At 45.6% G+C, this 25,091-nt stretch carries 16 protein-coding genes and 1 riboswitch; of the genes, 5 read left to right on the plus strand and 11 right to left on the minus strand.

The features are described from left to right. Positions 1–193 precede the first annotated feature (193 nt). The 5 genes from CA598_RS11020 to uvrB all read right to left on the minus strand — a co-directional run bounded on the left by CA598_RS11020 (position 194) and on the right by uvrB (position 9,873). A complete protein-coding gene (locus tag CA598_RS11020) occupies positions 194–2,104 on the minus strand; it encodes a stalk domain-containing protein (RefSeq protein WP_094876521.1) in 1,911 nt (636 codons plus the stop codon). 27 nt (positions 2,105–2,131) lie between these two features. Then, positions 2,132–3,241: a S1C family serine protease gene (locus tag CA598_RS11025; RefSeq protein ID WP_256990462.1), complete on the minus strand. Its 1,110-nt coding sequence runs from the start codon at positions 3,239–3,241 to the stop codon at positions 2,132–2,134. Between the two features lie 152 nt (positions 3,242–3,393). Next, positions 3,394–3,603: a DUF2759 family protein gene (locus CA598_RS11030; protein WP_042192275.1), complete on the minus strand. Its 210-nt coding sequence runs from the start codon at positions 3,601–3,603 to the stop codon at positions 3,394–3,396. 954 nt (positions 3,604–4,557) lie between these two features. Beyond that, entirely contained in the window at positions 4,558–7,431 is a 2,874-nt protein-coding gene (uvrA, locus tag CA598_RS11035) for an excinuclease ABC subunit UvrA (RefSeq protein ID WP_094876522.1), read from the minus strand. Between the two features lie 450 nt (positions 7,432–7,881). Beyond that, complete coding sequence (uvrB, locus tag CA598_RS11040) at positions 7,882–9,873, minus strand: excinuclease ABC subunit UvrB (protein WP_076286987.1); 1,992 nt, start codon at positions 9,871–9,873, stop codon at positions 7,882–7,884. A 274-nt stretch (positions 9,874–10,147) separates the two neighbouring features. Here uvrB and CA598_RS11045 point away from each other — a divergent pair, with 274 nt between their 5' ends. Further along, entirely contained in the window at positions 10,148–10,930 is a 783-nt protein-coding gene (locus tag CA598_RS11045; protein WP_094870854.1) for a flagellar motor protein, read from the plus strand. Continuing rightward, positions 10,927–11,763: a flagellar motor protein MotB gene (locus CA598_RS11050; protein ID WP_094876523.1), complete on the plus strand. Its 837-nt coding sequence runs from the start codon at positions 10,927–10,929 to the stop codon at positions 11,761–11,763. The genes CA598_RS11045 and CA598_RS11050 overlap by 4 nt, the downstream gene beginning before the upstream one ends. A 452-nt stretch (positions 11,764–12,215) precedes the next feature. Here the strand turns inward: CA598_RS11050 and gcvH are convergent, their stop codons facing one another. Then, a complete protein-coding gene (gene gcvH, locus CA598_RS11055; RefSeq protein ID WP_094876524.1) occupies positions 12,216–12,608 on the minus strand; it encodes a glycine cleavage system protein GcvH in 393 nt (130 codons plus the stop codon). 237 nt (positions 12,609–12,845) lie between these two features. After that, positions 12,846–12,944: riboswitch (glycine riboswitch) on the plus strand. 186 nt (positions 12,945–13,130) lie between these two features. Between gcvH and gcvT the strand changes: the two genes are divergently transcribed. The 3 genes from gcvT (at position 13,131) to gcvPB (ending at position 17,159) form a co-directional block, all read left to right on the plus strand. Further along, the gene (gene gcvT, locus CA598_RS11060; RefSeq protein ID WP_094876525.1) at positions 13,131–14,243 is read left to right on the plus strand and encodes a glycine cleavage system aminomethyltransferase GcvT; all 1,113 of its coding nucleotides are present in this window, start codon (positions 13,131–13,133) and stop codon (positions 14,241–14,243) included. 106 nt (positions 14,244–14,349) lie between these two features. Continuing rightward, complete coding sequence (gcvPA, locus tag CA598_RS11065; protein WP_094870861.1) at positions 14,350–15,702, plus strand: aminomethyl-transferring glycine dehydrogenase subunit GcvPA; 1,353 nt, start codon at positions 14,350–14,352, stop codon at positions 15,700–15,702. Then, positions 15,699–17,159: an aminomethyl-transferring glycine dehydrogenase subunit GcvPB gene (gene gcvPB, locus CA598_RS11070; RefSeq protein WP_094876526.1), complete on the plus strand. Its 1,461-nt coding sequence runs from the start codon at positions 15,699–15,701 to the stop codon at positions 17,157–17,159. Before gcvPA ends, gcvPB begins: the two co-directional genes overlap by 4 nt. A gap of 502 nt (positions 17,160–17,661) precedes the next feature. Here gcvPB and CA598_RS11075 read toward each other — a convergent pair. The 5 genes from CA598_RS11075 to CA598_RS11095 form a co-directional block, all read right to left on the minus strand. After that, a complete protein-coding gene (locus CA598_RS11075) occupies positions 17,662–20,676 on the minus strand; it encodes an efflux RND transporter permease subunit (protein ID WP_094876527.1) in 3,015 nt (1,004 codons plus the stop codon). Between the two features lie 246 nt (positions 20,677–20,922). Beyond that, entirely contained in the window at positions 20,923–22,077 is a 1,155-nt protein-coding gene (locus CA598_RS11080) for a cation:proton antiporter (protein WP_094876528.1), read from the minus strand. 222 nt (positions 22,078–22,299) lie between these two features. Further along, complete coding sequence (locus CA598_RS11085) at positions 22,300–22,623, minus strand: L-rhamnose mutarotase (RefSeq protein ID WP_094876529.1); 324 nt, start codon at positions 22,621–22,623, stop codon at positions 22,300–22,302. Positions 22,624–22,748: 125 nt separating this feature from the next. Further along, positions 22,749–23,909 (minus strand): ABC transporter permease, encoded by a 1,161-nt coding sequence (locus CA598_RS11090; RefSeq protein ID WP_094870870.1) that lies wholly within the window; start codon positions 23,907–23,909, stop codon positions 22,749–22,751. Continuing rightward, positions 23,902–25,074, minus strand: a complete 1,173-nt coding sequence (locus CA598_RS11095; RefSeq protein ID WP_094876530.1) for an ABC transporter permease — start codon at positions 25,072–25,074, stop codon at positions 23,902–23,904. The genes CA598_RS11090 and CA598_RS11095 overlap by 8 nt, the downstream gene beginning before the upstream one ends. Positions 25,075–25,091 lie beyond the last annotated feature (17 nt).

Consider the following 25,091-nt stretch of genomic DNA (forward strand, 5'->3'; position numbering starts at 1 on the left):
AACCGCCATGTGGCGGGTCATTTCTAGTTGATTAACTTGATAATTGTATCAAATATCACATCTCAGCGCCATGTGTTTACCAACATTTATATAAAGAAAAGAACGCCCCACGCCATTTTGGCTACAGGGACGTTCTCGTCTAATTGAATTACACTCTACTATTAGTTAGTAAAGAACTCCAAACATCCCTAAACTACTCATTCCCCGTGAACTGAAACGACTGGAGCGTTTTATCCAACAAAGCTTGCTGTTCTGCAGTAGCATTGGCATCATTCAGCGTAACAGTAATCGTGTAGACCACCTCATTTTTGCCAAAAACAACTTGCTTACTGCGGAGAGGAACACCATTCTTGATTTGATGCACAGTAAGGATCGTAGCAGGAACACCAGCAAAGGTAGACTCCACTATACTTTCAATGTGAGGACCTTTAGGATCATTATTTTTATTCTGATAAGAATCTTTGAGCATATTTACAGCATAATCGACTGAGCTCTCAGGTTTCGAGTTGATCTGGAAACGTCCTCCGATGAACCGATACTCTACCAGTTGTGTCTCGAATACATCTTGATTGGGTGTCCATAAACGTGGAATGTCGATGGCATAGCCGTTTTTGGATACTTTGGTTATCGTTTTATTCTTGATTATCTTATAATCATCACTAGCGATTCGGCCGAAGTTCTCCTTCATGTGATCAAAATTAATATCAATCGAGGATATAATGGCTTTAAACTTGGCCTTATCTTCTTCTTGTCCAGCAGGTGTCACATATTCAAAATAATACCGATACCCGTTCTTGAGCACGAGTGCCTGATATTCTGTCGTCCAACCGTTTCCAAAATTCAGCTGTGTCTCACTTATTTGCGCAGGTACGCCGGAGATTTCAGACTTCATGCTATCCTTAAAAACATAAGCGTCCGATACAAAGTTTTCTTGCGTTTTTGTCTTCAACTCTTCAGCCCAGCTCTCTAGTGTAGAACCAGCAGGCGCCGATGTAATCGCCACAGTCAAATGACTTCCTTGTTTGCTTTCATAATAGAAATGCTGGTCATCCTTAGTCCAAGCAGCAGGAACCTGTAGTGAGATGCCATAGTCCTCATTATAGGCTTCACTTAAGCCATTCTTTACGGTAGAGAGATCACGGATTTTGTTATCCTTAGTGTCAAAAGAGGGTCGAAAAGAGCCCAGCAATCCTGCATATTTGGCTAAGTCTTTATAATGAGTGGCTTTTTCATCGGTCAAATACATCTCGTAAAGTCTACCTTCAGCATAGATCAGCCTGCTTTCCCAGAGTGCTCCGCTGGAATCTTTACTGACCAATCGTGCATAGGGTACAGAGGCTTTCGGAAACGACTCCTGATCTAATATCAGCTCACCGCCTAACTCGACTTCCCGGACTAGTTGTTCTAATAACCCGTCTGCATCAACAGCAACTGCCTGATCACTTGCATGAATCTCCAAATAATAAAGATTGTCCGTACTGGAGAAAGCAGCCACACTCTCATCACCACCGCTATTTCCAGCAATCAATCCAGACGGATAATTTAGTGTCCATCGAAAATAGCTGTTCCCAATTTGCGTCTTCCCCACATCGCTATCAATACCAGTATCCACTGGCACATCGCCTTCATTATCTGCAGGAACTAAGGTAATGACGAGTTCTCCACCGTTACCTTGGGAAAGAGTTGCACCCAGGATGCTGGCCACAAAACGCAGCGGCACCATCAACACACCTGAAACCATCCGAGGAGCGGAGGTGAGTTTAACTTTAGTCGCATCCTTCCAGGCACTAATACTACCAATCATCATTAACCCTGTATGAGAGCCGTACGTTACTTTCACTATATCATTTCCTTCTAAGGAAACCTTGCTGCCAAATGTCTTTTTAAAAACCCCGAGCGGTACCATAACCGTTCCGTTCTCCATATAAGGCCGCTCGATAGTCACCTTCTTGCCATTCACCGTAGCTGAAGTACTGCCAACTTTAAGACTCAGCTGTAGCTTCTCTGTTTCTGCTGCCCGTGCGGTTTGTATCGGTAATATAAAAAATAGCAATAATAAAGCCAGCATCGCACACAATCCTTGTGTTAAAACTTTAAAGCCCATTTACCGTCCCCCTCTCAAGTTTCCTGATCACTCTTCCGTATGCTCGTCCCCATCTGTTCCAGAACTGTCTTCACTTAACAGGGGATCACCCTGAGTGAGTACGACCTTGCGGACGACAATATCCCCATCACTTTGCATAACCAATCGTACCGTCTTACCCGGAGAATAGCTTTTGAACAATTCATTAATATCAACTAGTGAGACCACACGGTGGCCGTCAATGCTGTACAAGACATCGTCTTCGGCAACACCCGCCTTACGTGCTTCAGCAGATATCACTTTTGTTACGGTAAGTGGATCAAGCGTTGGCAAGCCCACAATCGAGGACCAACTCGGCTCTAACTCCAGTCCAAGACTCGGGTGTTTTACTTCACCGTACTTAAAAAGCTGGTTCATAATATACTGCACGGTATCCGCCGGTATAGAGAAGCCCATATTCTCCACACCCACCGCTGAGTATTTCAGGCTGTTTATTCCCAGCACTTCGCCCTTCATATTCACTAGCGGACCCCCACTATTTCCGGGATTAATTGCTGTATCACTTTGGATCAGGCGATAAGCCGCAGCTACTTCACGGTTAAGGCCACTTATAACCCCTACCGTCGCTGAATTCCTTAGAGAAAAGCTAATCGGTGTTCCGATGGCCACTACCTTCTCACCAACAACGGTTTTACCGGTCGATGGAATAAACTTTGCAGGTTTAAGGGAGGTTGCATTGATTTTGATCAGGGCCAGATCACTAACTTCATCGAGATATGTTTCTTTAATGCTGTAGGTTTTGGAGTCTGACGTCACTACCAAGGCATTCTGCAGATCCTTGATGACATGTGCATTGGTTACGATCCATCCGTTCGACTTCACAATAATGCCAGAGCCATGCGTCAGATTGTACCGGTCATCCGGTCCGCTATTCCCGCCACTATCGTCTTTGCCGATAATGCCCACTACGGAAGGGGTGATACTTTTAATAATCCCTGGGACAGGGTCTTCAACTGGTGTAGAATTTTTGATTTTGTTTTTCTGGGTTGTCGTCGCCGTGCTAATCTTCTTAGTCGTACTACCAAATGCATAAACTGACTCACTCCATACTCCTGACAGCAACACACCACATAACATCAGGCCCAATCCTTTCTTCACCAGCTTCTCCCCAATCCTCATCAACCTTCACCAGACCCTCTCTCTGCACATGGATAAATTTTACATTATATAATTTGAAAAAAGACACCTTCAATGCGCCCACGGCGTTAAAGGAGTCTTTTGGTGCAAAGCTGTTCAATTTAATTCTTTCGTTAACTTAACCAATGCATCACCATGGCATAATCAGAGATTATAAAAACCAACAAACTAACCGCTCCGAAAGCAATGGCGAACTTGTTCTTCTGGGGAGCTCTCAGTAACCGAACGACTCCAACCAAAATTAGGATCGTGAATAAAATCATAAAAACATCAAAGGTATGAAATTTAGACGGTCCTTGCGCGGCAACTTCTGCAAGTAGCATTACCTTACCTCCTCAAAAATGTTGTCAAGCAAGATCCAGTATTCCCCATATCCTCTTCTATGTTATCGCTACCATTTGGGCGATGCAATAGGTTTTGTAGAAAAATTATGTATTTGTCGCAAAAAATATATTTTATCCCTGCAAAATCCGCAAAAATGATGATATTGGTCACTGACGTTTAGCTTTCGATCAAAAAAAGTAGGTGAATCTAACCAGAGATAGTATGCGTCGTGAAGGTTCAAAGAGGAAACCAGTTAGTGCTTTGAAGGTACTTTTTAAAGTACTGAGGAATCAATTTGGAGTTCAGTTTAAAATTCAGAGATAGAACTTCACACTTGCGTTCAAATCTTACGTTTTTCAAGAATTAGGGAAACCCTCCCTAAAATCGTACGATTATCAGATCAATTTGAGGTTTTTAGGGAATTTCTCCTTAAAAATCATTAGAAATCCTGCTAAATGATTTAAACTTCCTGATAATTAGGGAGTTTTTACCGGGTTTCATCTTTTATGATCTAGAAACTCAGATTTTTAGGGAGGTTTTCCCTAATCTAATAAAACATTCGTTTGATAGAGTTAAGTCTATAACAATTAGTTATTAATTTTTCAAGGAACCATTGCGCCTATTGCTCTCCTATTACTCGCCTATTGCATCCTATTACCCATTAAGCATACCAATAGCAACAGCATACTACTCATTAAATCTTACGACGGACATGCCCTACTTATGCCTATCTCATCTATGATTTTGTTTTCTTTTTATAGGAGTCATATAACGTTTACTAGAACACTCACATCAGAACGGATAATGGCTCTAATTTACAGGTGACTACTAGCATTTTACCTATCAATTGTTTTCACAAAATAATGATTTCGGACGGACAACAAACAAAAAGGTCACGGCAAATTGCCGTGACCTTTATCATTTAGTAGTTATACTATCCAGCTATTTATAGCTTAGATGGTTTCTGCCGTCTCAAGCATAAGGGCTTTGGTACGCTCTGTATCACGAATCAGAACCGGCTTCAGATACTTACCTGTGTAAGACTCCGTAACGGTAATGAGCTTCTCTGGTGTTCCTGTTGCCAGCACAGTTCCGCCGCCACTGCCGCCCTCTGGTCCCATATCGATGAGATAGTCCGCGGTTTTAATAACGTCCAAATTATGCTCAATGACGAGAACTGATTCTCCGGAATCCACCAAGCGATGCAACACTTCAAGTAAACGACCAATGTCATCCACATGCAGACCTGTTGTCGGCTCATCCAAAATATAAAGGGTCTTTCCGGTACTACGGCGGTATAGCTCGGAAGCCAATTTCACGCGCTGCGCTTCACCACCGGATAATGTGGTACCTGGCTGACCAATCTTGATGTAACCAAGACCAACATCCATCAGTGTTTGCATTTTACGATGGATACGAGGGATATTCACGAAGAATTCTGTAGCATCCTCTACCGTCATCTCCAGTACATCAGAGATGTTTTTCCCTTTATACTTCACTTCCAGAGTTTCCCGGTTATAACGCTTGCCCTTACATACTTCGCAAGGAACATAGACATCCGGCAAGAAGTGCATCTCAATCTTGATAATTCCGTCCCCGCGGCAAGCTTCACAGCGTCCGCCCTTTACGTTAAAGCTAAAGCGTCCCTTTTGGAACCCGCGTACCTTTGCCTCATTCGTCTTCGAGAACAGATCACGAATGTCGTCAAATACACCCGTATAGGTTGCTGGGTTAGAACGTGGTGTACGCCCGATTGGTGATTGGTCGATTTCAATTACTTTATCGAGATTTTCCAAGCCGCGAATTTCTTTGTGCTGACCCGGACGTACCTTCACAGCCTTATTCAGTTGCCGTGCCAAGCTCTTATAAAGAATCTCGTTAATAAGCGACGATTTACCGGAACCAGAAACACCTGTCACCGCTGTAAACACACCTAATGGAATCTTCACATTCACATTTTTCAGGTTATTCTCCTTAGCCCCACGGATTTCTATCCATCGATCATCAGTAGCACGACGCTTAGCGGTTACCGGAATAAATTTACGACCACTTAAATAATCACCCGTTAAGGAATTCGGATCCTTCATAATTTCTTCCGGTGTTCCTTGCGCCATAACTTGTCCACCGTGGATACCCGCACCTGGTCCGATATCAATAATATAATCCGCTGCCATCATCGTGTCTTCATCATGCTCAACAACAATCAGCGTATTCCCTAAGTCACGCATATGCGCAAGGGTCGAGATGAGGCGATCATTATCCCGCTGATGCAGGCCAATACTTGGCTCATCCAGAATGTACAACACACCCATCAAGCTCGAACCAATCTGAGTGGCCAACCGGATACGCTGTGCTTCCCCACCAGACAGTGAGCCTGCTGCACGGCTAAGCGTCAAATAGTCCAAGCCTACATTTACAAGGAATCCAAGCCGATTACAAATCTCTTTTAAAATGAGATTGGCGATGGCTGTTTCTTTTTCGCTCAATTTTATCTCTTCAAACCAATGCTGACAGTCACCAATCGAGAGATCGGTAATGTCCGAAATATTTTGTTCGTTGATCGTCACCGCCAAAATTTCTTTCTTCAGACGTTTGCCTTTACATACATGACAAGGCTTTGCACTCATGAATCCTTCGATAAATTCACGAATACCATCCGAAGCAGTTTCACGATAACGCCGCTCAAGGTTAGGAATAATCCCTTCAAAAGCAACCATCGCATCTTTCTTTTGTCCAAAATCATTCTCATATTTGAAGCGAACCTTCTCACTGCCTGTACCATTTAGTAGTTTGTTCATATGATCAGGTGTTAAACTGCTCACTGGAACGTTCTGTGGAATATTAAAGTGTTCACACACGGATTTCAAAAATTGCGGATAGTAATTGGAGGTACTTCCTGTCCAAGCTAAAAAAGCGCCCTCTTCAATGGATTTCTCAGCATCAGGAATAAGCAGGTCTGGATCGACCACCATCTTCATGCCAAGTCCATCGCACTCTGTGCAGGCTCCGAATGGACTGTTGAAAGAGAACATCCGTGGTGCCAACTCTTCAATACTAAAACCACAAATCGGACAAGCGAAGTTAGAGCTGAACAGCAGCTCTTCCTGACCGATGATATCCACAAGGATTTTACCGCCCGAAAGTTTAAGTGCCGTCTCCAGTGAATCCGTCAGCCGGGTCTCCACATCGTCTTTAACGACGATCCGGTCTACAACAACTTCTATAGTGTGTTTTTTATTCTTCTCAAGTTCAATATCCTCAGACAGATCTCTTAGCTCACCGTCCACACGCACACGTACGAACCCTTGCTTAGAAATGTCTGTGAAGAGTCCTTTGTGTTCCCCTTTACGTCCTGAAATAATAGGCGCTAGGATTTGCAAACGAGTCTTCTCTGGATACTGCATAATCCGGTCTACCATTTGTTCAACGGTCTGGGAAGTAATCTCAATTCCATGCTCTGGACAATGAGGGTGACCGATCCGTGCGAAAAGCAGCCGTAAATAGTCATAGATCTCAGTTACCGTACCTACTGTGGAACGAGGGTTGCGACTTGTTGTCTTCTGATCAATAGAGATTGCCGGGGATAATCCGTCTATCGAATCCACATCCGGCTTCTCCATTTGCCCCAAGAACTGACGAGCATAAGCGGACAAAGATTCAACATAACGCCGCTGTCCTTCAGCATAAATCGTATCAAATGCAAGCGACGATTTACCTGAGCCGCTCAGTCCCGTCAGCACGACGAAACGGTCACGTGGAATCGTCACATCGATGTTTTTGAGATTGTGCGCCCTCGCGCCTTTAATTACAATATTTTCGTTCGCCAACGGAACCTCTCCTTAATGAATCAAATATCAAATATCAAAGCTTTATCAAAAGCGTTTTCGATCCCTCCCAAACCCTCCCTTCCAAGGGAGGGCCCCAAGGGTTGCACCCTCTGGACACCCGCATTTATTGGCGAAGGAGGTTGGTAGGACGGGACTTAGTGACAGTGCTGCTTGGAGCGCTTATCCCTACGGGACCGCTTGGACGTTAGGCGCACACTTGCTAAGTGCGGGAAGTGCAAGATTACCGCAACTGCTATAACGTTGCAGGGCGCTGTCCCTGCGGGATACGCGTAAGTGCTAAGAGCATTGCGGAGCACTCTCCCTACGTAATACACGTAAGTGCTAAGCTGTCCCTGCGGGATGCGTGTCCATCTATTTATTCAAAAAGAACGGCCTGGACAGCACCGTTCATTTACATATTTTAAATATCGGTGATGCATTTAAGGTTTATTACTCGGCCCGAAGCTCCAACAATGCGTCACGCAGCTCTGCCGCGCGCTCAAATTGCAAGTTCTTCGCTGCGTCCTTCATCTCGGCTTCCAGACGCTGGATCAGGCTTTGTTTCTCTTTCTTATTCATCTTGCCACCAACACCCGTGAGGTAATCCGCTTTAGTCTCAGCAACCTTCGTTGCCTCGATGATGTCACGCACCTTTTTATTAATGGTGGTTGGGGTAATGCCATGTTTCTCATTATGGGCGATCTGGATGGCGCGGCGACGCGATGTTTCGCTCATCGCTTTCTCCATCGAATCCGTGATCCGATCACCGTACATAATGACACGCCCCTCGGAGTTACGGGCCGCACGGCCAATCGTCTGAATTAGCGAACGCTCGGAACGAAGGAAGCCCTCTTTATCGGCATCGAGTATAGCGACCAGCGATACTTCCGGTAGATCGAGACCTTCTCTTAGCAGGTTAATCCCTACTAAAACATGGAAAGTACCCAGACGAAGATCCCGCAAGATCGCCATCCGTTCCAGTGTTTTGATATCAGAGTGCATATACCGAACCTTAATCCCAATTTCCTTAAAGTAATCTGTCAGATCTTCCGACATCTTCTTCGTCAACGTTGTGACGAGGACGCGTTCGTCTCGTTCTACCCGATCACGAATCTCACTAATCAAGTCATCGATTTGTCCCTCTGTAGGACGAACCTCAATGATCGGATCTAAAAGACCTGTAGGCCGAATAATCTGCTGCACCATGGTGTCACAGTGCTCCATTTCATAAGGTCCCGGTGTCGCAGAAACATATACGATCTGCTTCACCTTTTCTTCGAATTCCTCAAACTGAAGTGGACGGTTATCGAGCGCAGACGGCAAACGGAAACCATGCTCTACCAGTACTGTCTTACGCGCCCGGTCACCGTTATACATCGCCCGAATCTGCGGAAGTGTAACATGGGACTCATCAATAATGATCAGCATATCATCCGGAAAATAATCCATTAATGTATATGGGGTTGCCCCTGGTTCACGGAAGGTGAGTGGTCCGGAATAGTTCTCAATCCCTGAGCAGAAGCCCACTTCCTTCATCATTTCAATATCATAACGTGTCCGCTGTTCCAGACGTTGAGCTTCAAGAAGCTTTCCTGCGTCACGAAGAACCGTTAAGCGGTCTTCCAACTCTTTTTCAATGTTGACCAGTGCTACACGCATTGTTTCTTCTTTGGTAACAAAGTGAGACGCCGGAAAAATAGCGACATGATCGCGTTCCCCGATCAGTTCACCCGTCAGCACATCAATCTCAGTGATTCGCTCAATTTCATCACCGAACAATTCGACCCGAATGGCATGCTCACCCTGAGATGCCGGGAAAATCTCAACCACATCACCACGTACACGGAAGGTTCCGCGTACAAAATTGATATCATTACGCTGGTACTGGATATCCACTAGCCTGCTCAAAATCTCATTTCGAGGCTTCTCCATCCCAACCCGCAATGACAAAAGCAAGCTTCCATATTCCATCGGCGAACCGAGGCCGTAAATACAAGACACACTCGCCACAATAATAACGTCACGCCGTTCGAACAAGGAGCTCGTTGCGGAGTGGCGCAATTTATCAATCTCTTCATTAATACTGGAGTCTTTCTCGATATAAGTATCGGAGGAGGGAATATACGCCTCTGGTTGGTAATAGTCGTAGTAGCTGACGAAATAGTCTACCGAATTATGCGGAAAAAACTCCTTAAACTCACTCGCCAGTTGGGCAGCCAAAGTCTTGTTGTGCGCAATAACTAATGTCGGGCGGTTTAATTTGGAAATAACTTGTGCAACGGTAAACGTCTTCCCCGTACCCGTCGCGCCCAGCAGCGTCTGGTGCTTCTTGCCCTGCCGGATGCCTTGTAGTAATTCCTCTATGGCATGAGGCTGATCGCCCTGGGGTGTATACTCGGACTCCAATTCAAAAGTCTTCGTACTGACGACAATATCACTCATTTGCCCGTCTCCCCTCTATCGTCTAAACTAGATTAATATATTATAATTGTTGTCTGAATGTTCTCTCTCCATACGATAGCAAGCTAAACGCCTTTGGCGTCTCTAAAAGACGTTAAGCGTTTGTGCGAGAATTATAAGGTTTAAGTATAACGTGAAACTTATACTTTCTTATAATTAAAAATATGGAAGATAAGAATATGTGTTCCCGTTCATTATACAGTGTTGACTAGATCGATGCAAACCATAATACATAGAAATGTTAGGAGCTTGAAGCATGGATATTACCTCAATAATTGGCCTATTGGCTGGACTGGCTGCGTTAATCGGCGGCTATCTCTGGGAAGGCGGAAGCCTCTCAGGACTGCTGCAGCTTAATGCGGCTTTGATTGTGTTCGGGGGTACATTTGCCGCCGTTATGATCAGCTTCCCGGCATCTAAGCTGCGCTCCATTCCAACAGCACTACGCATGGCTTTCGGCAGCAACCCTGATCGTGATATGGAAAAAGCTGAAGAACTCATTGCAATGGCAACCGTGGCCCGTCGCGGCGGCGTTTTAATGTTAGAAAAACAAGCTGAAGAACATCCGGATTCTTTTACACGTGAAGGTCTGCTTCTTATTGTCGACGGCACTGATCCTGAGCAGGTAAGACAGATTTTGGAACTGGAAATGGACGCTAAAGAATTGAAGCATGAGAACTATGCTAAGATTTTTGAAGCTGCTGGTGGATATGCACCAACGATGGGAATTATCGGGACGGTGATGGGTCTCATCCGTGTACTTGGCAACCTTACAGATCCGTCAAATCTGGGCACATCTATCGCAGTAGCGTTCACTGCAACGTTGTACGGTGTAGCCATCGCTAATTTAATATTTTTACCCATTGCCTCCAAAATCAAATCCCGCAGTCAAAGTGAGCTACATAGCATGGAAATGCTGCTAGTAGGTATTCTTTCTCTACAGAATGGGGATCATCCACTGCTGGTACGTAAAAAAATGAACTCATTCATCTCAGACTCGGACACGAATGACCGTGCGGAAACTAGAGGCCTTTTATGAGACAAAGAGACCGGCGCAAGCGGCGTGTAGAGACTCGGGAAAGCCGTGACCGTTGGATGATTACTTATGCAGATCTAATTACACTTTTACTTATTTTTTTCGTTATATTGTATGCGATGAGCAGCCTGGATACTGACAAATATAACATCGTGACAGGCTCGTTATCCGAGACCTTCAAGTCTGGAACCACTGTCCTTGAGGGTGGGAACGGTATTTTAGATGCTGGGAAATCAACTGAGAACAAACCGGAAAGTACAGACGGAAATGAGGATGCAGCTGCAACTGCAAGACCGGATGACGGATCTGGTGAACAAGCGGAGAATGAAACACCTTCGGCACGTGAGCTCGCTTTTCGAGAACAAGAGACTAAACTTGCTGAATTAATGGGTGTGATCACCCACTATGTGGAGGAAAATAATCTCGGAGAACAAATTTTTGTTGCTGACAAACCGCAGGGTATAGAAATCACACTCAGTGATCGTTTTCTATTCGATATAGGTAAGGCAGACCTGAAATCACCAGCCTTCCCTGCTCTTCAGCAGTTATCTGGTTTATTCAAAGACATCGGCGCAAAGATTAGCATTGAAGGACATACCGACAATACGCCAGTATCTTCGGCTTCTCACTATAACGACAACTGGGAGCTGTCTGGTGCTCGTGCGCTATCTGTACTGCGCTTTTTTCTAGACCATGAAGGACTGAAGCCGGATACTTTTCAATACGCAGGTTATGCTGACACCCAGCCCACCGCAGATAATACCACGATAGCAGGTAAGCAGAAGAACCGCCGTGTAGAGATCATTGTGCTGCGGCAGCTTCAAGAGGGTGAATAAAATATTGATTGTACTCAGAGCTAGATATAGTAGTTAGTGCGGGTGCGAATCTGCTATCAACATACTAAAATGGACTTGCCACTATTAATTACGGAAATACTCCCTGATTATCCGCGTGATCTCTTGTTCAGGCGCAAGATTAGGGAATTCCTCCCTGATTAATCCCCTATTTAGTAAAAAATAGCGGTTTCACCGGAATTTTCAGGGAGAAATTCCCTAAAAGCCTTAGTTTCACGCTATATTCGTCTAAAATGAGGGAGGTTTTCCCTATTTACACAACTAGCAGATTCGCTTTTAAATAAAATCAAATAATTCCGAGCCGTCCCAGGGTATGACGCAAAAATTCCCACCCACCTCTAAATAAAAATACCAAACAGCAAGTCCCCAAAAACAGAAACTTGCTGCTACAAATATCACTCGCGATAAAATTAATATCCTGTGAATAATCCCAATTACTCTCCTACCAATGCACGATATCCGGATGCATCCAGCAGACCTTTTACAGCATCAGCATACTCTCCGTCCACTTCAATTTCAAAAATCCAACCCTCGCCATACGGCTTATCGTTGATCAGCTCCGGACTAGCCTCTAAACCGTCATTAATCTTGGTAACCGTCCCCGAGACGGGTGAATATAATTCCGATACAGTCTTAACGGATTCGATACTGCCTACGCTGTCACCGGCTGAAATGGCCGAGCCCACTTCTGGAAATTCCACAAATACGATATCGCCTAACAAATGCTGAGCATGATCCGTAATCCCAATACGTACTACGCGTCCTTCCACTTGCTGTGCCCACTCATGCTCTTCGCTGTAAAGAAGGTGATCTAAAACTTCACTCATTTCAAGCCGCCTCATTTCCAAATTGGAATTCTAAATTTAGTTATAGCCTAAGTGATCCCAGAGCAGAATGTCAATATTACTAACAGTAAAATAAATTTGTCGTTTTTTTGACTTTTTCTTGTTGACAGCGCCCTCCTATACCCGTTTAATGGAGACATACAAGAAGAAACGACGTTGTCGTCTTTTTTATAGACGATAACCGTTTCTCGGAGAAATATAAAACAAATACAGTTGCGGATGATGGCATAGGGAGAGACTGTCTCACTTGAAGACGGCGCCGAAGGAGTAAGCCCTAACAGGGGTGAATCTCTCAGGCAAAAGGACCTTTGTCGGACGTACCTCTGGAGAGCATCAGACGCGGGGCTGAGTGCGTCAGGTCACCAACGGGGAAACTTGCAGGTTCGTTACGGCAGGGTAACTCTCAGGTACAAAGGACAGAGCAGAAAGCGATTAGTGCATTTATGCATGATTGCTTCTGCCTGTCCTTTTTTTCGTATGTAATCAGACTAGGGGAGTGACAATATGGATGCTTTGAAAAGAACACCTTTTTACGATCTCTATTCCGCTTACACGGAGTCCAGGTGCATTGATTTTGGCGGCTGGGAGCTGCCAGTACAGTTTACAGGTATCGTGAAGGAGCATGAAGCTGTTCGCCAGCAGGCTGGACTGTTCGATGTATCGCATATGGGTGAATTCATGGTGATCGGGAGCGGTGCTGAAGCCTTTTTACAAAAAATGACGACCAACGATGTCAGCCGCCTGACCGATGGTGCGGCACAATATACGCTGCTCTGTTATCCAAACGGCGGTGTGGTCGACGATTTGCTCGTGTACCGAATAAGTGAAGACCGTTATATGCTTGTCGTAAATGCCTCCAACATCGATAAGGACTTCCAGTGGCTGCAAGAGCATCTGACCTCTGAATTCGGTGAAGTTACACTCACTAATGTCTCTGACGAGACGCTTTTGCTTGCCTTGCAAGGCCCGTTGGCAGAGACCATACTCGCGAAAGTTACTGATGCTCCGATCTCAGAACTCAAGCCTTTCCACTTCATCGAACGCGCAACCGTCTGCGGTGTAGAAGTACTGATCTCCCGTACGGGTTACACCGGCGAAGATGGCTTCGAGATCTACGCTCCGCTGGATCGGGCAGCAACGTTATGGAACGGCCTACTTACAGCTGGCACTCCTCACGGATTAACACCTGCTGGACTGGGCGCCCGTGATACGCTGCGTTTTGAAGCAAAATTGCCGCTGTACGGTCAGGAGCTGTCAGCTGACATCACCCCTCTTGAAGCTGGAGTACAGTTCTTTGTGAAGCTGGACAAAGCGGACTTTATCGGTCGCGATGCGCTATTGCAGCAAAAAGAAGCCGGTCTACCCCGACGTCTGGTCGGCTTAGAAATGATTGACCGGGGCATTCCGCGCTCCCATTACCCAGTCTATGCGAACGGAATTAAAATCGGAGAGGTCACAACCGGAACCCAATCACCAACGCTGAAACGCAATCTGGGATTAGCTTTGCTTGATACAGCTTACAGTGAAATAGGCACAGAGGTATTCGTAGAGATACGCGGCAAGCAGCTTAAGGCTGTCGTGATTAAAGCCCCTTTTTACAAGTATAAACGCCTTTAGCGTCCATATTGGGACGGTTAGCTTTTAAGCGAGAAATAGAAGGATAAAGTATAGCGTGAAAATTGTACTTTCTTATATTTTAAAAAAGCCAAGGAGTGAAACCTTAATGAAGCACCGTTATCTGCCCATGACAGCACAGGACCGCGTAGAGATGATGGAAACCGTCGGGATTCAGTCCATAGATGAGCTGTTCTCCGATATTCCTGAAGCCGTCCGTTATCAAGGCACTATGCCGATGTCTGAACCACTCGATGAGTACGCCCTGCTACGTCACATGAAAGGTCTCGCTGACCGAAATGCTGATTTCGATTCGCACGCCAGCTTCCTCGGCGCCGGATTATACGACCATCACATCCCTGTGGTGATCAACCATGTCATTTCCCGTTCTGAATTCTACACTGCTTACACCCCGTATCAACCGGAGATCAGCCAAGGCGAACTGCAGGCGATCTTCGAATTCCAATCCTACATTTGCGAACTAACCGGTATGAAAGTAGCCAATGCCAGCATGTATGATGGCGCAACCGCATTATCCGAAGCAGCAGTCCTCGCAGCTGGTGCTACCAAACGCAAAAAATTAATTGTTTCCCGCACCGTTCATCCTGAAGCACGCCAAGTGTTACGCACATCGGCTAATGCTTGGGGGCTTGAGGTCGTGGAGATTGACTATAAAAACGGCGTTACCGATCAGGTAAAGCTTGCTGAAGCCATTGATGGTGATACAGCTGCAGTACTGATGCAATCGCCTAACTTTTTTGGCAGCATCGAAGATCTTAGCTCTGTTGAGCCGCTGATCCATGCTGTTAAAGGGTTGTTCGTCGTCAGTGCAAATCCGATCGCTCTTGGCGTACTAGAAACACCAGGTAAGCTTGGAGCCGACATCGTAGTCGGTGACGCTCAGCCGCTTGGTATTCCAGCTTCCCTCGGCGGTCCAACCTGTGGATTCTTCGCGGTAGCTGAGCACTTGATGCGTAAGATGCCGGGCCGTATCGTAGGCCAAACGGTTGACCGTAACGGGAAACGCGGCTTCGTTCTGACGCTGCAAGCACGGGAGCAGCATATCCGCCGAGAAAAAGCTACCTCGAACATCTGCTCCAATCAGGCGCTGCTGGCTCTCTGCGCATCGGTTTACTTGTCCGTTATGGGCAAAGAAGGCATGCGTGAAGTAGGCGAGCTAAACATTCGTAAAAGCCATTATGCCGCTGATAAACTTAGCCAACTAACAGGTGCTGAATATGCCTTCTCCTCCCCCTTCTTTAACGAGTTTGTCTTGAAGCTTCCTGAGGGAAGCAGCGTTAGCGCAATTAATTCGAAGCTGCTGAAGGAAGGTTATCTCGGCGGTTATGATCTGGGCCGTGATTATCCTGAGCTTGCTGGACATATGCTGGTTGCCGTAACGGAAAAAAGAAGCAAAAACGAAATCGACCAATTCGCTAGCGCACTGGAGGGCTGTTTATGAAACCGGAGCAAAGTCTAATTTTTGAATTAAGCCGTCCCGGCCGTTCGGCCTATTCTTTGCCACTATGCGATGTGCCGCAGGAAGAAACCTTGGAATCTCTGATTCCATCAGGTTTACTCCGAAGCGAGCCCGTAATGCTTCCAGAAGTATCCGAAGTGGACGTCATTCGCCACTACACTTCACTTTCACGACGCAACTTCGGTGTGGATAATGGCTTCTATCCACTGGGTTCATGCACGATGAAATACAATCCGAAGATCAATGAAGATGTAGCCCGCTTCTCAGGCCTAGCTAAGATCCACCCTTACCAGCCAGAAGAAAGCATTCAAGGCGCACTGCAATTAATGCATACCCTGCAAAATGACTTATCAGCACTAACCGGCATGGATGCTGTATCTTTACAGCCTGCCGCAGGTGCTCATGGGGAATGGACCGGTCTCATGATGATTCGTGCCTACCATGAAAGCCGCGGCGAGACCCGCACGAAGGTTATCGTGCCGGATTCCTCACACGGCACCAATCCTGCTAGTGCTTCAGCCGCAGGACTTGAAACGATCACGATCCCATCCACAGATAAAGGGATGGTTGATCTTGAAGCGCTGCGGACAGCAGTCGGCAGCGATACTGCCGCGCTGATGCTGACTAACCCAAGCACACTCGGCTTGTTCGAGACCCAAATCGTCGAGATTGCTGAGATCGTGCATGAAGCAGGCGGCTTGCTCTATTACGATGGAGCGAACTCCAATGCTATTATGGGCATTACCCGCCCCGGTGATATGGGCTTTGACGTTGTGCATTTGAACTTGCATAAGACAATGAGTACCCCGCACGGCGGCGGTGGCCCTGGAGCCGGACCTGTTGGCGTAAAATCCATCCTGATTCCGTTCCTACCACAACCAACTGTGGTGAAAAACGAAGATAACAGCTTCTCACTCGACTTCGGCGGACCTGAATCCATTGGACGCGTGAAAGCTTTTTACGGCAACTTTGGTATTCTGGTTCGTGCCTACGCCTATATCCGTACCTATGGCCCAGATGGACTGCGTGAGGTATCCGAAAATGCCGTGCTGAATGCGAACTATATGATGCACCGTCTGGCGCCGTATTTTGAAATTCCGTATCCGGGCGTATGTAAGCATGAATTCGTAATGTCCGGCAAAAACCTCAAGCAGTATGGTGTGCGCACCTTAGACGTTGCTAAACGATTACTCGACTTCGGCTACCATCCGCCAACCGTGTACTTCCCTCTGACTGTTGAGGAATGCATGATGATCGAGCCTACGGAAACCGAAAGTAAAGAAACGCTCGATGGCTTCATCGATACAATGATCCAGATCGTGAAAGAAGCGCAGGAGACACCGGAGATCGTAATCAACGCACCGCATACCACAGAGATTAGCCGTTTGGATGAGACACAAGCTGCGCGTAAGCCGGTATTGAATTGTTCTTGCGGTTAATAGATAGTGAGCAATATTAAAAAAGCAGGCCACGATAATCGGTTTATCGTCGGCCTGCTTTTTAGTATGCGAATAAAAATCAACACTATGATCTACTCGGCCTGCACCTTCGCAAAAATCTGGAGTTATGATATTCTAATTTGGAGGGTAGCGTTTTCCCCTTAGAAAGGAATGTATTCCTTGTGAAATTTGAATTTGTCCATAATGTATTCCACAGAAAATATTTATTGTCCCTTCCCTATTTGCTCCTCGCATTATTTATGTTATCCGCCTTGTCTTCGTCCCATAGAATATTCTCTATCATCCCTTTCATATTAATTATGCTAAATGCGTTGTATATCGTTGTAAAAATCATAATTTATAAAATCAAAACTTAGATCTCTTGCACTGTTCATATACGCAAGTAAATTCTCATTTTCTAAATAATAAGACCCTTCCCAGCATCATTTAAAATGACTGAGAAGGGCCTATTTCAGTTGTTTATCACTATAACTTTTTGAAATTAAGCACCATGCGTCGGAATTTCTACTTTCACCGCGCCCTTGCGCTCCTTAGCCGATTTACGGAAGTAGAACAGCTCGTAAATCGCTGGAACCACAACCAGCGTAAGCAGCGTTGCCGCGGTCAAGCCACCGATGACCACAATCGCCAAGCTTTGCGAGACGATGCTGCCCATCTCGGCATGGCCGAACAGCAGTGGAGTCATGGCGCAAATGGTAGCAATTGCCGTCATCAGAATCGGACGCATCCGTGTTCCGGCCGCTTCCAGAATCGCTTCGCGGATATTCATATGCACTTCATTCTGCTTAATACGGTCGATAAGCACAATCGCATTCGTGACGACGATACCAATTAGCATCAGAGCCCCGAACAGGGCAGTGAAATCAGGTGTTACGCCGGATACGATCAGCCCAACAATCGCCCCAATCGCAGCCAATGGCAAGGAGAACATGATTGCCAGCGGAGCACGAAGGGTTTTGAAGGTAAGGACCATGATTAGATATACCAAACCAATAGAGATCAGCGCCGTCATGCCAAGGTCGGTGAAGTCCTCTGATTGATCAACCGAAGCTCCGCCTGCAAATAAGGTCACACCTTTAGGTAGGGTTAGACTATCGGTTTGTTTTTTAATATCCGCTCCGATTTCAGACACCTTCTTCGGATCCACTTCCGCTGTGATTCTCGCATATGGCTTCCCATCTTTATGGAACAACAGTGCTGGTTCATTCCGAACCTCATAGGTTGCTAGTTGTGACAACGGCTTTGGACCTTCAGCAGTCATGAGCGTCATTGCTTTTAAATCTTGCTCTGTTTTTGGCTCAGCTATAGGATCTAACACTACTCCAGCAGGCGTACCGTCCAGTTCGATTTGCCCCATAGGGATCGGATTCAGCATAGCCGACAATTGCATGGTAATTTCTTGTGCATTCGTCTGTACTGGATCTACCTTAAATGTAAAGACAGGTTTGGTATCCTCCATATTGCTACTGACCTTCTGAATACCCTCCACAGTCTTCAGCTTATCCGTAACTTCTGCTGCAACAGCAGTAATATCAGTAAGATTATCACCCACGATATCAATATACTCGCTAGTGGAGCTTGAACCCATCATACTCATTTGATTGGCCACCAGGGTTGCTCCTGCATAGGAATCCTTTACATCACGAACATAATCGATGAAGCCTTGCGCATCTGCACCTTTTTTCATAACAACGGTATAGTCCACTAAGGTCTCTGAGCTGACACTCCCCCATTGTGCTGCGTCCGCACTATTCCCAGACTGCATGATCACTGTTTCTGCTTCTGGACGTTTCATCAGATCTTGCTCTAGCTGCTTTCCTTTTTCCAAAATCTCTTTAACAGGAACATCCTTCGGATAGTTCAACTGAACAGAGACATAGCTGGCATCTGAAGCATCAAGCGCACCTTTTGGCATCGTCACATAGGCTGCGATGGAGCCAATCAGAAGCAGAAGACCTAGGGATAAAGTGATCCATTTTCGGCGAAGATTCCAATCAAGGAATCGGGTAAACCATTTAGATGGCTCATGTTCTTTCATAGAAGTTCTTCTGAGCAGCCATGAGCTTAACAATGGAACCACCGTCAAGGCTACAACGAGTGAAGTAAGCAATGAATACGTTACAGTTAAGGCAAACGGAAGCAGGAAAGCCTGCAAACTACCACGCAGAAGACCCATCGGCAGAAATACCGCTACCGTTGCAATCGTAGATGAAGTAATTGCTCTAGCCACTTCCCCAGTTGCGCTTATGATCATTTCACGAGAGAAGGGTTCTTTTTGCAGCCTACGGTAAATGTTCTCAATGACTACGATACTATCATCCACCAAGCGACCGACCGCAACAGCCACACCACCGAGCGTAATAATATTCAGACTTATACCGGATATATCCAATAGATATAAAGTAACTGCTAAGGAAAGCGGGATAGAAACCGCCGTAATCAGAGTTGCCCGCAGGTTGCGCAGGAACAACAGAATCACGATCGTAGCGAACAACGCGCCAAGCAATACTTCACGCATCATACTGTTCACCGAGGTAACCACCATATCTGATGTGCTGAATACCACCGCTGCTTCTGCATTTGGAATGGTTTTATTAATATGAGCTACAGTATCTTGGATATGATCTCCGACACTTACTGCATTTGCGTTAGCTTCTTTGGTTACTATGGCGAAAAGAACATCTTTCCCATTCGAGCGACTAACGCTTTCTTGATCCTGCTTCAATTCAACGGCAGCAATATCCTGCAGCTTAACGCCCGCGGAAACAGGAAGTTTTTTTAACGTATCGATACTATCTATCGCAGAAACCACGTTAACATTCCCTGTCTGACCCCCAATCGTCTGCTCACCAAGGGATGCTGATACATTACGTCCTTGAAGTAACCCTAACACTTGAGGCGTCGTAATACCTTTTTCAGCCATTAATTTCGGATCTAGCTTCACTCGCACTTGCGGAGTTACTTTGCCATATAAGGCAACGTTGGCTACACCCTCTGCTTGTTGCATTTCTGGAATGATCGTTTCTTCCGCAAGCTTAAGGTTTTCTTTAGTCAGCCCTTCATCAAACGAAAGCGTAACCTGCGACACGGGAATCATGGAAGTATTCAATTGAAGTACAAAAGGAGCCATCACCCCTTCAGGGAACTGCAACGAATCTACAACCTTTTGTACCTCCCCAGCAGCATCCTTCATGTTCGTTTTCGAATCATAAAAAATGTTCACCTGTGCGTATCCGTCTCCGGAAGTAGACAATATTTCTTTCTTTCCCTTTACAAAAGCAGCCCCAGCCTCAATCGGCTTCGTAACCTTTGTTTCCATCGCATGGGCATCCTGACCCGGACCGAGCACCGTTACAGTCACTTGCGGATTATCCGCCTCTGGCATAAATTCCATCGGCAGCGAAGTGTAGCTCAGCCCTCCCACTACTAGCGCCATTACCACTAAAAGCCCTACCGCCGCCTTGTTACCGAACGACCATTTGGTTAACCATTTCATACTCGTTTCCCCTTCCACCCCGTATATTTCTGGTACTCCTTTTATGACTGCCCCATTATGTATTATTTTCCATCCCGAGATTTAGTTTAGACATTTTTAGCCGAAGTCAAAACAGCCCTACGGCTGGTTTTATACTCCGTCTTGAGGCGGGGAACTTTCTCCTTCTGAAGTACAGGAAACTAGAGCACAAAAAAAAGCGCCCCATAAGCCATGTAAATGACTTATAAGGCGCCCTTTTCTTTTGCTTTATTTCTCTCCAGCGCGCACTGGATCGCGGAACATATATTTTAAGAGTGGTGGTGTTACAAGTGTAGTTACAATGACAACAATAATTACCGAAGTAAAATACTGCTGCTGCAACAATCCGCTACTCAGACCTGTTGCCGCGATAATCAATGCAACCTCACCCCGTGAAATCATCCCTGAACCAATGATCGCCGACGAACGATTGTCAAAACCGGTAAGACGCGCACCCAGACCGCCACCAATCAGCTTGGTCAGAATGGCAATAACGGACAGCAAGAGGACAAACCCGATTTGACTGCCAACCCCTTCAAAGGAAACATTAAGTCCGATACTTACAAAAAAGACCGGAACAAAAATCGAATAGGCTACAGGCTCCAGCTTAGTTTCCACTTTGTGCTTAAAGGGGGTTTGAGAAATAGCAATCCCAGCCGCAAAAGCACCGATGATACCAGCCATCCCCATAATTTCAGCAAAATATGCGAACGCAAAGCAAATCATTAGCGCAGCTGCGATAACAGCCTCTGTCACCTTTAGCGGAGCCATCCATTTCATCACCCGCGGCACAACAAACCAACCCACAACAAGCGCTACAGCGAAGAACAGCACTTTTTTCGTAATTAAAAGACCAATGGATACTGATTCTCCTGTGCCGAAAAAGCTCATTAATACAGCGAGCAAAATAACAACCAGAATATCATCCACTACAGCGGCTCCCAGAATGGTAGAACCTTCACGTGTATTTAGCTTATTCATATCCTTCAGCACCTGCACTGAAATGCTGACCGATGTTGCACTAAGAATGACGCCCATAAACATAGCATTATGATAAGCAAATCCAAACATTTCTCCGATGGCGAACCCACCTAGAAAAGGTAAAATAATACCTCCGACGGCTACTGCGAAAGCTGACTTCCAGTTCTTGCGCAGTTGCTCCAAATCCGTCTCAAGCCCTGCTATAAACATTAACAATAGGACACCGATCTCCGAAAAATAATGAATAAACTCTCCATTTTGAATCCAACCCAGTACCGCAGGACCCAGTATAATACCGACAATTAGCTTACCCAGTACCGACGGTTGTCCCAGTCGTACAGATAAATCACCAGCTAGCTTGGTGAATAGTATAATCAGCATAAGATATAGAACAAACTCCATGTTTCATCCACTCCCTTGTTGTATATAAGAACTGCCAACCAGGGACTTCTCCAAGCCAAAAAAAGACAAAGAGGAGCCCTTGTTGACAGGCTCCTCCAAAAAACAAAAAATTATTCAATTTAACATTATTAAATATATTATAACCGTAACATAAAAGACTGTAAACAAGATATGCCGATAATATACAATATGCAAATTTTGGGGAATGCAGAATCGTCTTCGTTATTTTAAGTAGAACACTTCGCGTAAAGGCAACATTGGCACCTCGTCATTGAAATCAAATGAGCCCTCAACCATCTTCGAGGTAATGGCATTCCATCGGTTGCAGGCGTCGCTTTTGGCAATATAATCGAAAGCTGCTTCCGTATCCTCACATTCAAAGCAATAAAAAAACTGATTCCCATTCTGAAAGATAGAATAGTTAGAAATACCAGCCTTACTGTGCTCTTCCAGAACTTCTGCCCAAGGATTTAAATGCATTGCTACATACGCTTCCAGACATTCTTCCTTCACCCGCCATGTCCAAGCCAATTTATTGCTGCTCATCTGTTCATCCTCCTAGAAATGTCCTCTACTGCACATTATAAGAATCAATTACATTGGATACCTATTATTGTACCTGAAGGTAACAGGCCAAGCTACGAATATCTCCCCTTCTGTTTGCAAAATCGCTATGCATTAATTCCAGCTTCACTTGGGCGGAGAATGGCTGAACCTATCGCCAGCAGTACAGCCGCCATAAGGCCTAAGATGGCAAAAGGTAACCATAACTCATTCCATCCCCCGCCGGTTGCAGCGATGTCGATCGCTTGAATGGCCCATTTTTGCGGAACAAAGTTAGCTGCCTTCTGCATATAGTCCGGCATAATGGATAAGGGCCAAAAGCAGCCGCCAAGCATACAAGTCGGTGTGATAATTAGGGAATTCAGCATACCCGCATTATTAGGATTTCGAATTAATCCTGCCACCGTACTCGCGATCCCCATGGACACCAGCATAAATGCCGCAAGAACGAGGAAATATAGATAGATTGGAACTTCATAATCATAATGCAGCACCCAGCGACCTAAAGCGAGCACTACGAGGATCTGAATCAATCCGACCATGAAGCTGCCCAGAAAATTACCAATCGCAATTTCATAAGAACGAACCGGAGCACTGAACATCCGCATCATGGTCCGGCCTTTTCGATCATCCATAATTAGAGATACAGAACTCGTGACGAGGCTCATGAGGAACATTAACGTTAAGCCTGTTACGACTCCCAGTCCCTCCCGAGGATATAAATTATAATCGGTTCGGATGCTGCCAATACTGTGCTGTTCCGCCCTTTGCATAACAGTAGTAAACTGTGCGTCATCGTCGCTAGATCCTTCATTAGCTGCTCCAATGATCGTGGCGGTACTCCGCATTTCATCCGCAATTGCGCTCGCTTTTAATTTAATCATAACGGAAGTTTCATTCGTCTTCAGCTCATACACACTAATTTGCGGCTCTTCTCCGGCAAGGAGTGCCGAGGTGAAGCCTGCTGGGATTAGAATCCCCGCTTCTCCATTCTGAGCAACTACACCTTCCCTTAAAGCATTCTCGTCAGCTTTTTCTACAAACTTATATTCTCCGGAATTGTTTAATTCAGTGAGCAAGTGCTTACCTGCAGTCCCGTTATCCATATTGGAATACAGCACAACAGCTGGGTTCTCCCCTATCGTTCCAGTAACGGAAACAATACCGGCGAGCACAATACAAGGAAGCAAAATATATATGAGCACACCCTTCCTAGTACCAATGGTTCGTTTCACCATGTTCCAGCCAATTGTTAAGATTTTATCCATGATAACCCACCTTCCGGTACGAAATGGCCGCTGCACTGAACAACACAAGACAGATCAGCGATAACACTCCCAAATTCGGCATGATTTGCGATACATCGGCATGCAGCATCATTTTCAAGATTGCTTGCATGGCCCAATGATTAATCGTGAAAGCCCCTATAGAATTCACCCATGATTCTGGAAGAGGTGCCATGCCTCCACTAATAAAGGTCATACTTACTGTGAGCAGAGTTACGATACTCCTTGCGCTTGCTCCAGTCTTGCTGAACATAGAAATAACGATAGATAATGTCATGGAGGCCACGATCATCAGCAGGCAAAATAGGAACAATAAGCCCGGCTGATTCCCCCAATTTACCCCGAAAAGCACATTCGTTAGAATAATAATGGCTGCGCACTGCACTATACTTACAACACCTACGCCAAGCATTTTACCTATGAATAATTCAGATCCTTTAACGGGCATTGCGTTTATCCGGAAGAGGGTATGATTCTCTTTTTCATTAAAAAGAGAAGTACAAACCGTCAAGCCGCTATATAGCAGAAACATCAGCATCATGGACACCGCATAGAACTGTGAAGAAGTATACGAAACCCCTCCCTCACTCAGTTCTCCAAGCTTTACGGAAGGCAGATTACTGGTAGAACTAGATGCCATAACGTTCATAGCTGCCGGACCCAGTGTCATCGCCACAGACTGCTTATAATTAAGACTCCTCAGAAAATTATCGAATACCGTCCCAGCCACCAGGTTATCTGTACTTTTTTTGCCCAGTATAAATTCCAGCTGTGCTTCTCCACCGCTCTGTACCTTACTATCAAAGCCTGGCGGGACAATCACCGCATAACCATATTTTCCTGTTCGCAGACCGCTTTCTGCTGCATCCCGACTATTTACGGTAATCGGGGTAATGATATCCTTAAGCTCAGATGATTTTAACAAACTGTCCATCATCGACGAGCTCTCGTAACCCTCCCCAGAAGGATTAACAACAGCCACTCGAACAACATCAATCGTAGAGGGACCTTTGTCACCAACGACACCGGAGAGGGAAGCACCTAAGAGAAAGATCAATAACAGGGGCAGTAAAAACATATTTAATATCATAGAACGTGAGCTAAATAGTCTTCGCAGCTCATAGATCATAATCGTCCAAGTATTCATCAGAATAATCCCCCCCC

The organism is Paenibacillus sp. VTT E-133291 (assembly GCF_002264395.1).
GTDB classification, from domain to species: Bacteria; Bacillota; Bacilli; order Paenibacillales; family Paenibacillaceae; genus Paenibacillus_AQ; species Paenibacillus_AQ nitricinens.

Coding starts and splice junctions, on each gene's coding strand:
- CA598_RS11050 (WP_094876523.1), top strand. CDS start 10,927: ATGAGACAAAGAGACCGGCGCAAGCGGCGTGTAGAGACTCGGGAAAGC.
- gcvPA (WP_094870861.1), top strand. CDS start 14,350: ATGAAGCACCGTTATCTGCCCATGACAGCACAGGACCGCGTAGAGATG.
- uvrB (WP_076286987.1), bottom strand. CDS start 9,873: ATGAGTGATATTGTCGTCAGTACGAAGACTTTTGAATTGGAGTCCGAG.
- CA598_RS11085 (WP_094876529.1), bottom strand. CDS start 22,623: ATGAGCAGCAATAAATTGGCTTGGACATGGCGGGTGAAGGAAGAATGT.
- gcvPB (WP_094876526.1), top strand. CDS start 15,699: ATGAAACCGGAGCAAAGTCTAATTTTTGAATTAAGCCGTCCCGGCCGT.
- CA598_RS11075 (WP_094876527.1), bottom strand. CDS start 20,676: ATGAAATGGTTAACCAAATGGTCGTTCGGTAACAAGGCGGCGGTAGGG.
- CA598_RS11080 (WP_094876528.1), bottom strand. CDS start 22,077: ATGGAGTTTGTTCTATATCTTATGCTGATTATACTATTCACCAAGCTA.
- CA598_RS11045 (WP_094870854.1), top strand. CDS start 10,148: ATGGATATTACCTCAATAATTGGCCTATTGGCTGGACTGGCTGCGTTA.
- gcvH (WP_094876524.1), bottom strand. CDS start 12,608: ATGAGTGAAGTTTTAGATCACCTTCTTTACAGCGAAGAGCATGAGTGG.
- CA598_RS11030 (WP_042192275.1), bottom strand. CDS start 3,603: ATGCTACTTGCAGAAGTTGCCGCGCAAGGACCGTCTAAATTTCATACC.
- CA598_RS11090 (WP_094870870.1), bottom strand. CDS start 23,909: ATGGATAAAATCTTAACAATTGGCTGGAACATGGTGAAACGAACCATT.
- gcvT (WP_094876525.1), top strand. CDS start 13,131: ATGGATGCTTTGAAAAGAACACCTTTTTACGATCTCTATTCCGCTTAC.
- CA598_RS11095 (WP_094876530.1), bottom strand. CDS start 25,074: ATGAATACTTGGACGATTATGATCTATGAGCTGCGAAGACTATTTAGC.
- CA598_RS11020 (WP_094876521.1), bottom strand. CDS start 2,104: ATGGGCTTTAAAGTTTTAACACAAGGATTGTGTGCGATGCTGGCTTTA.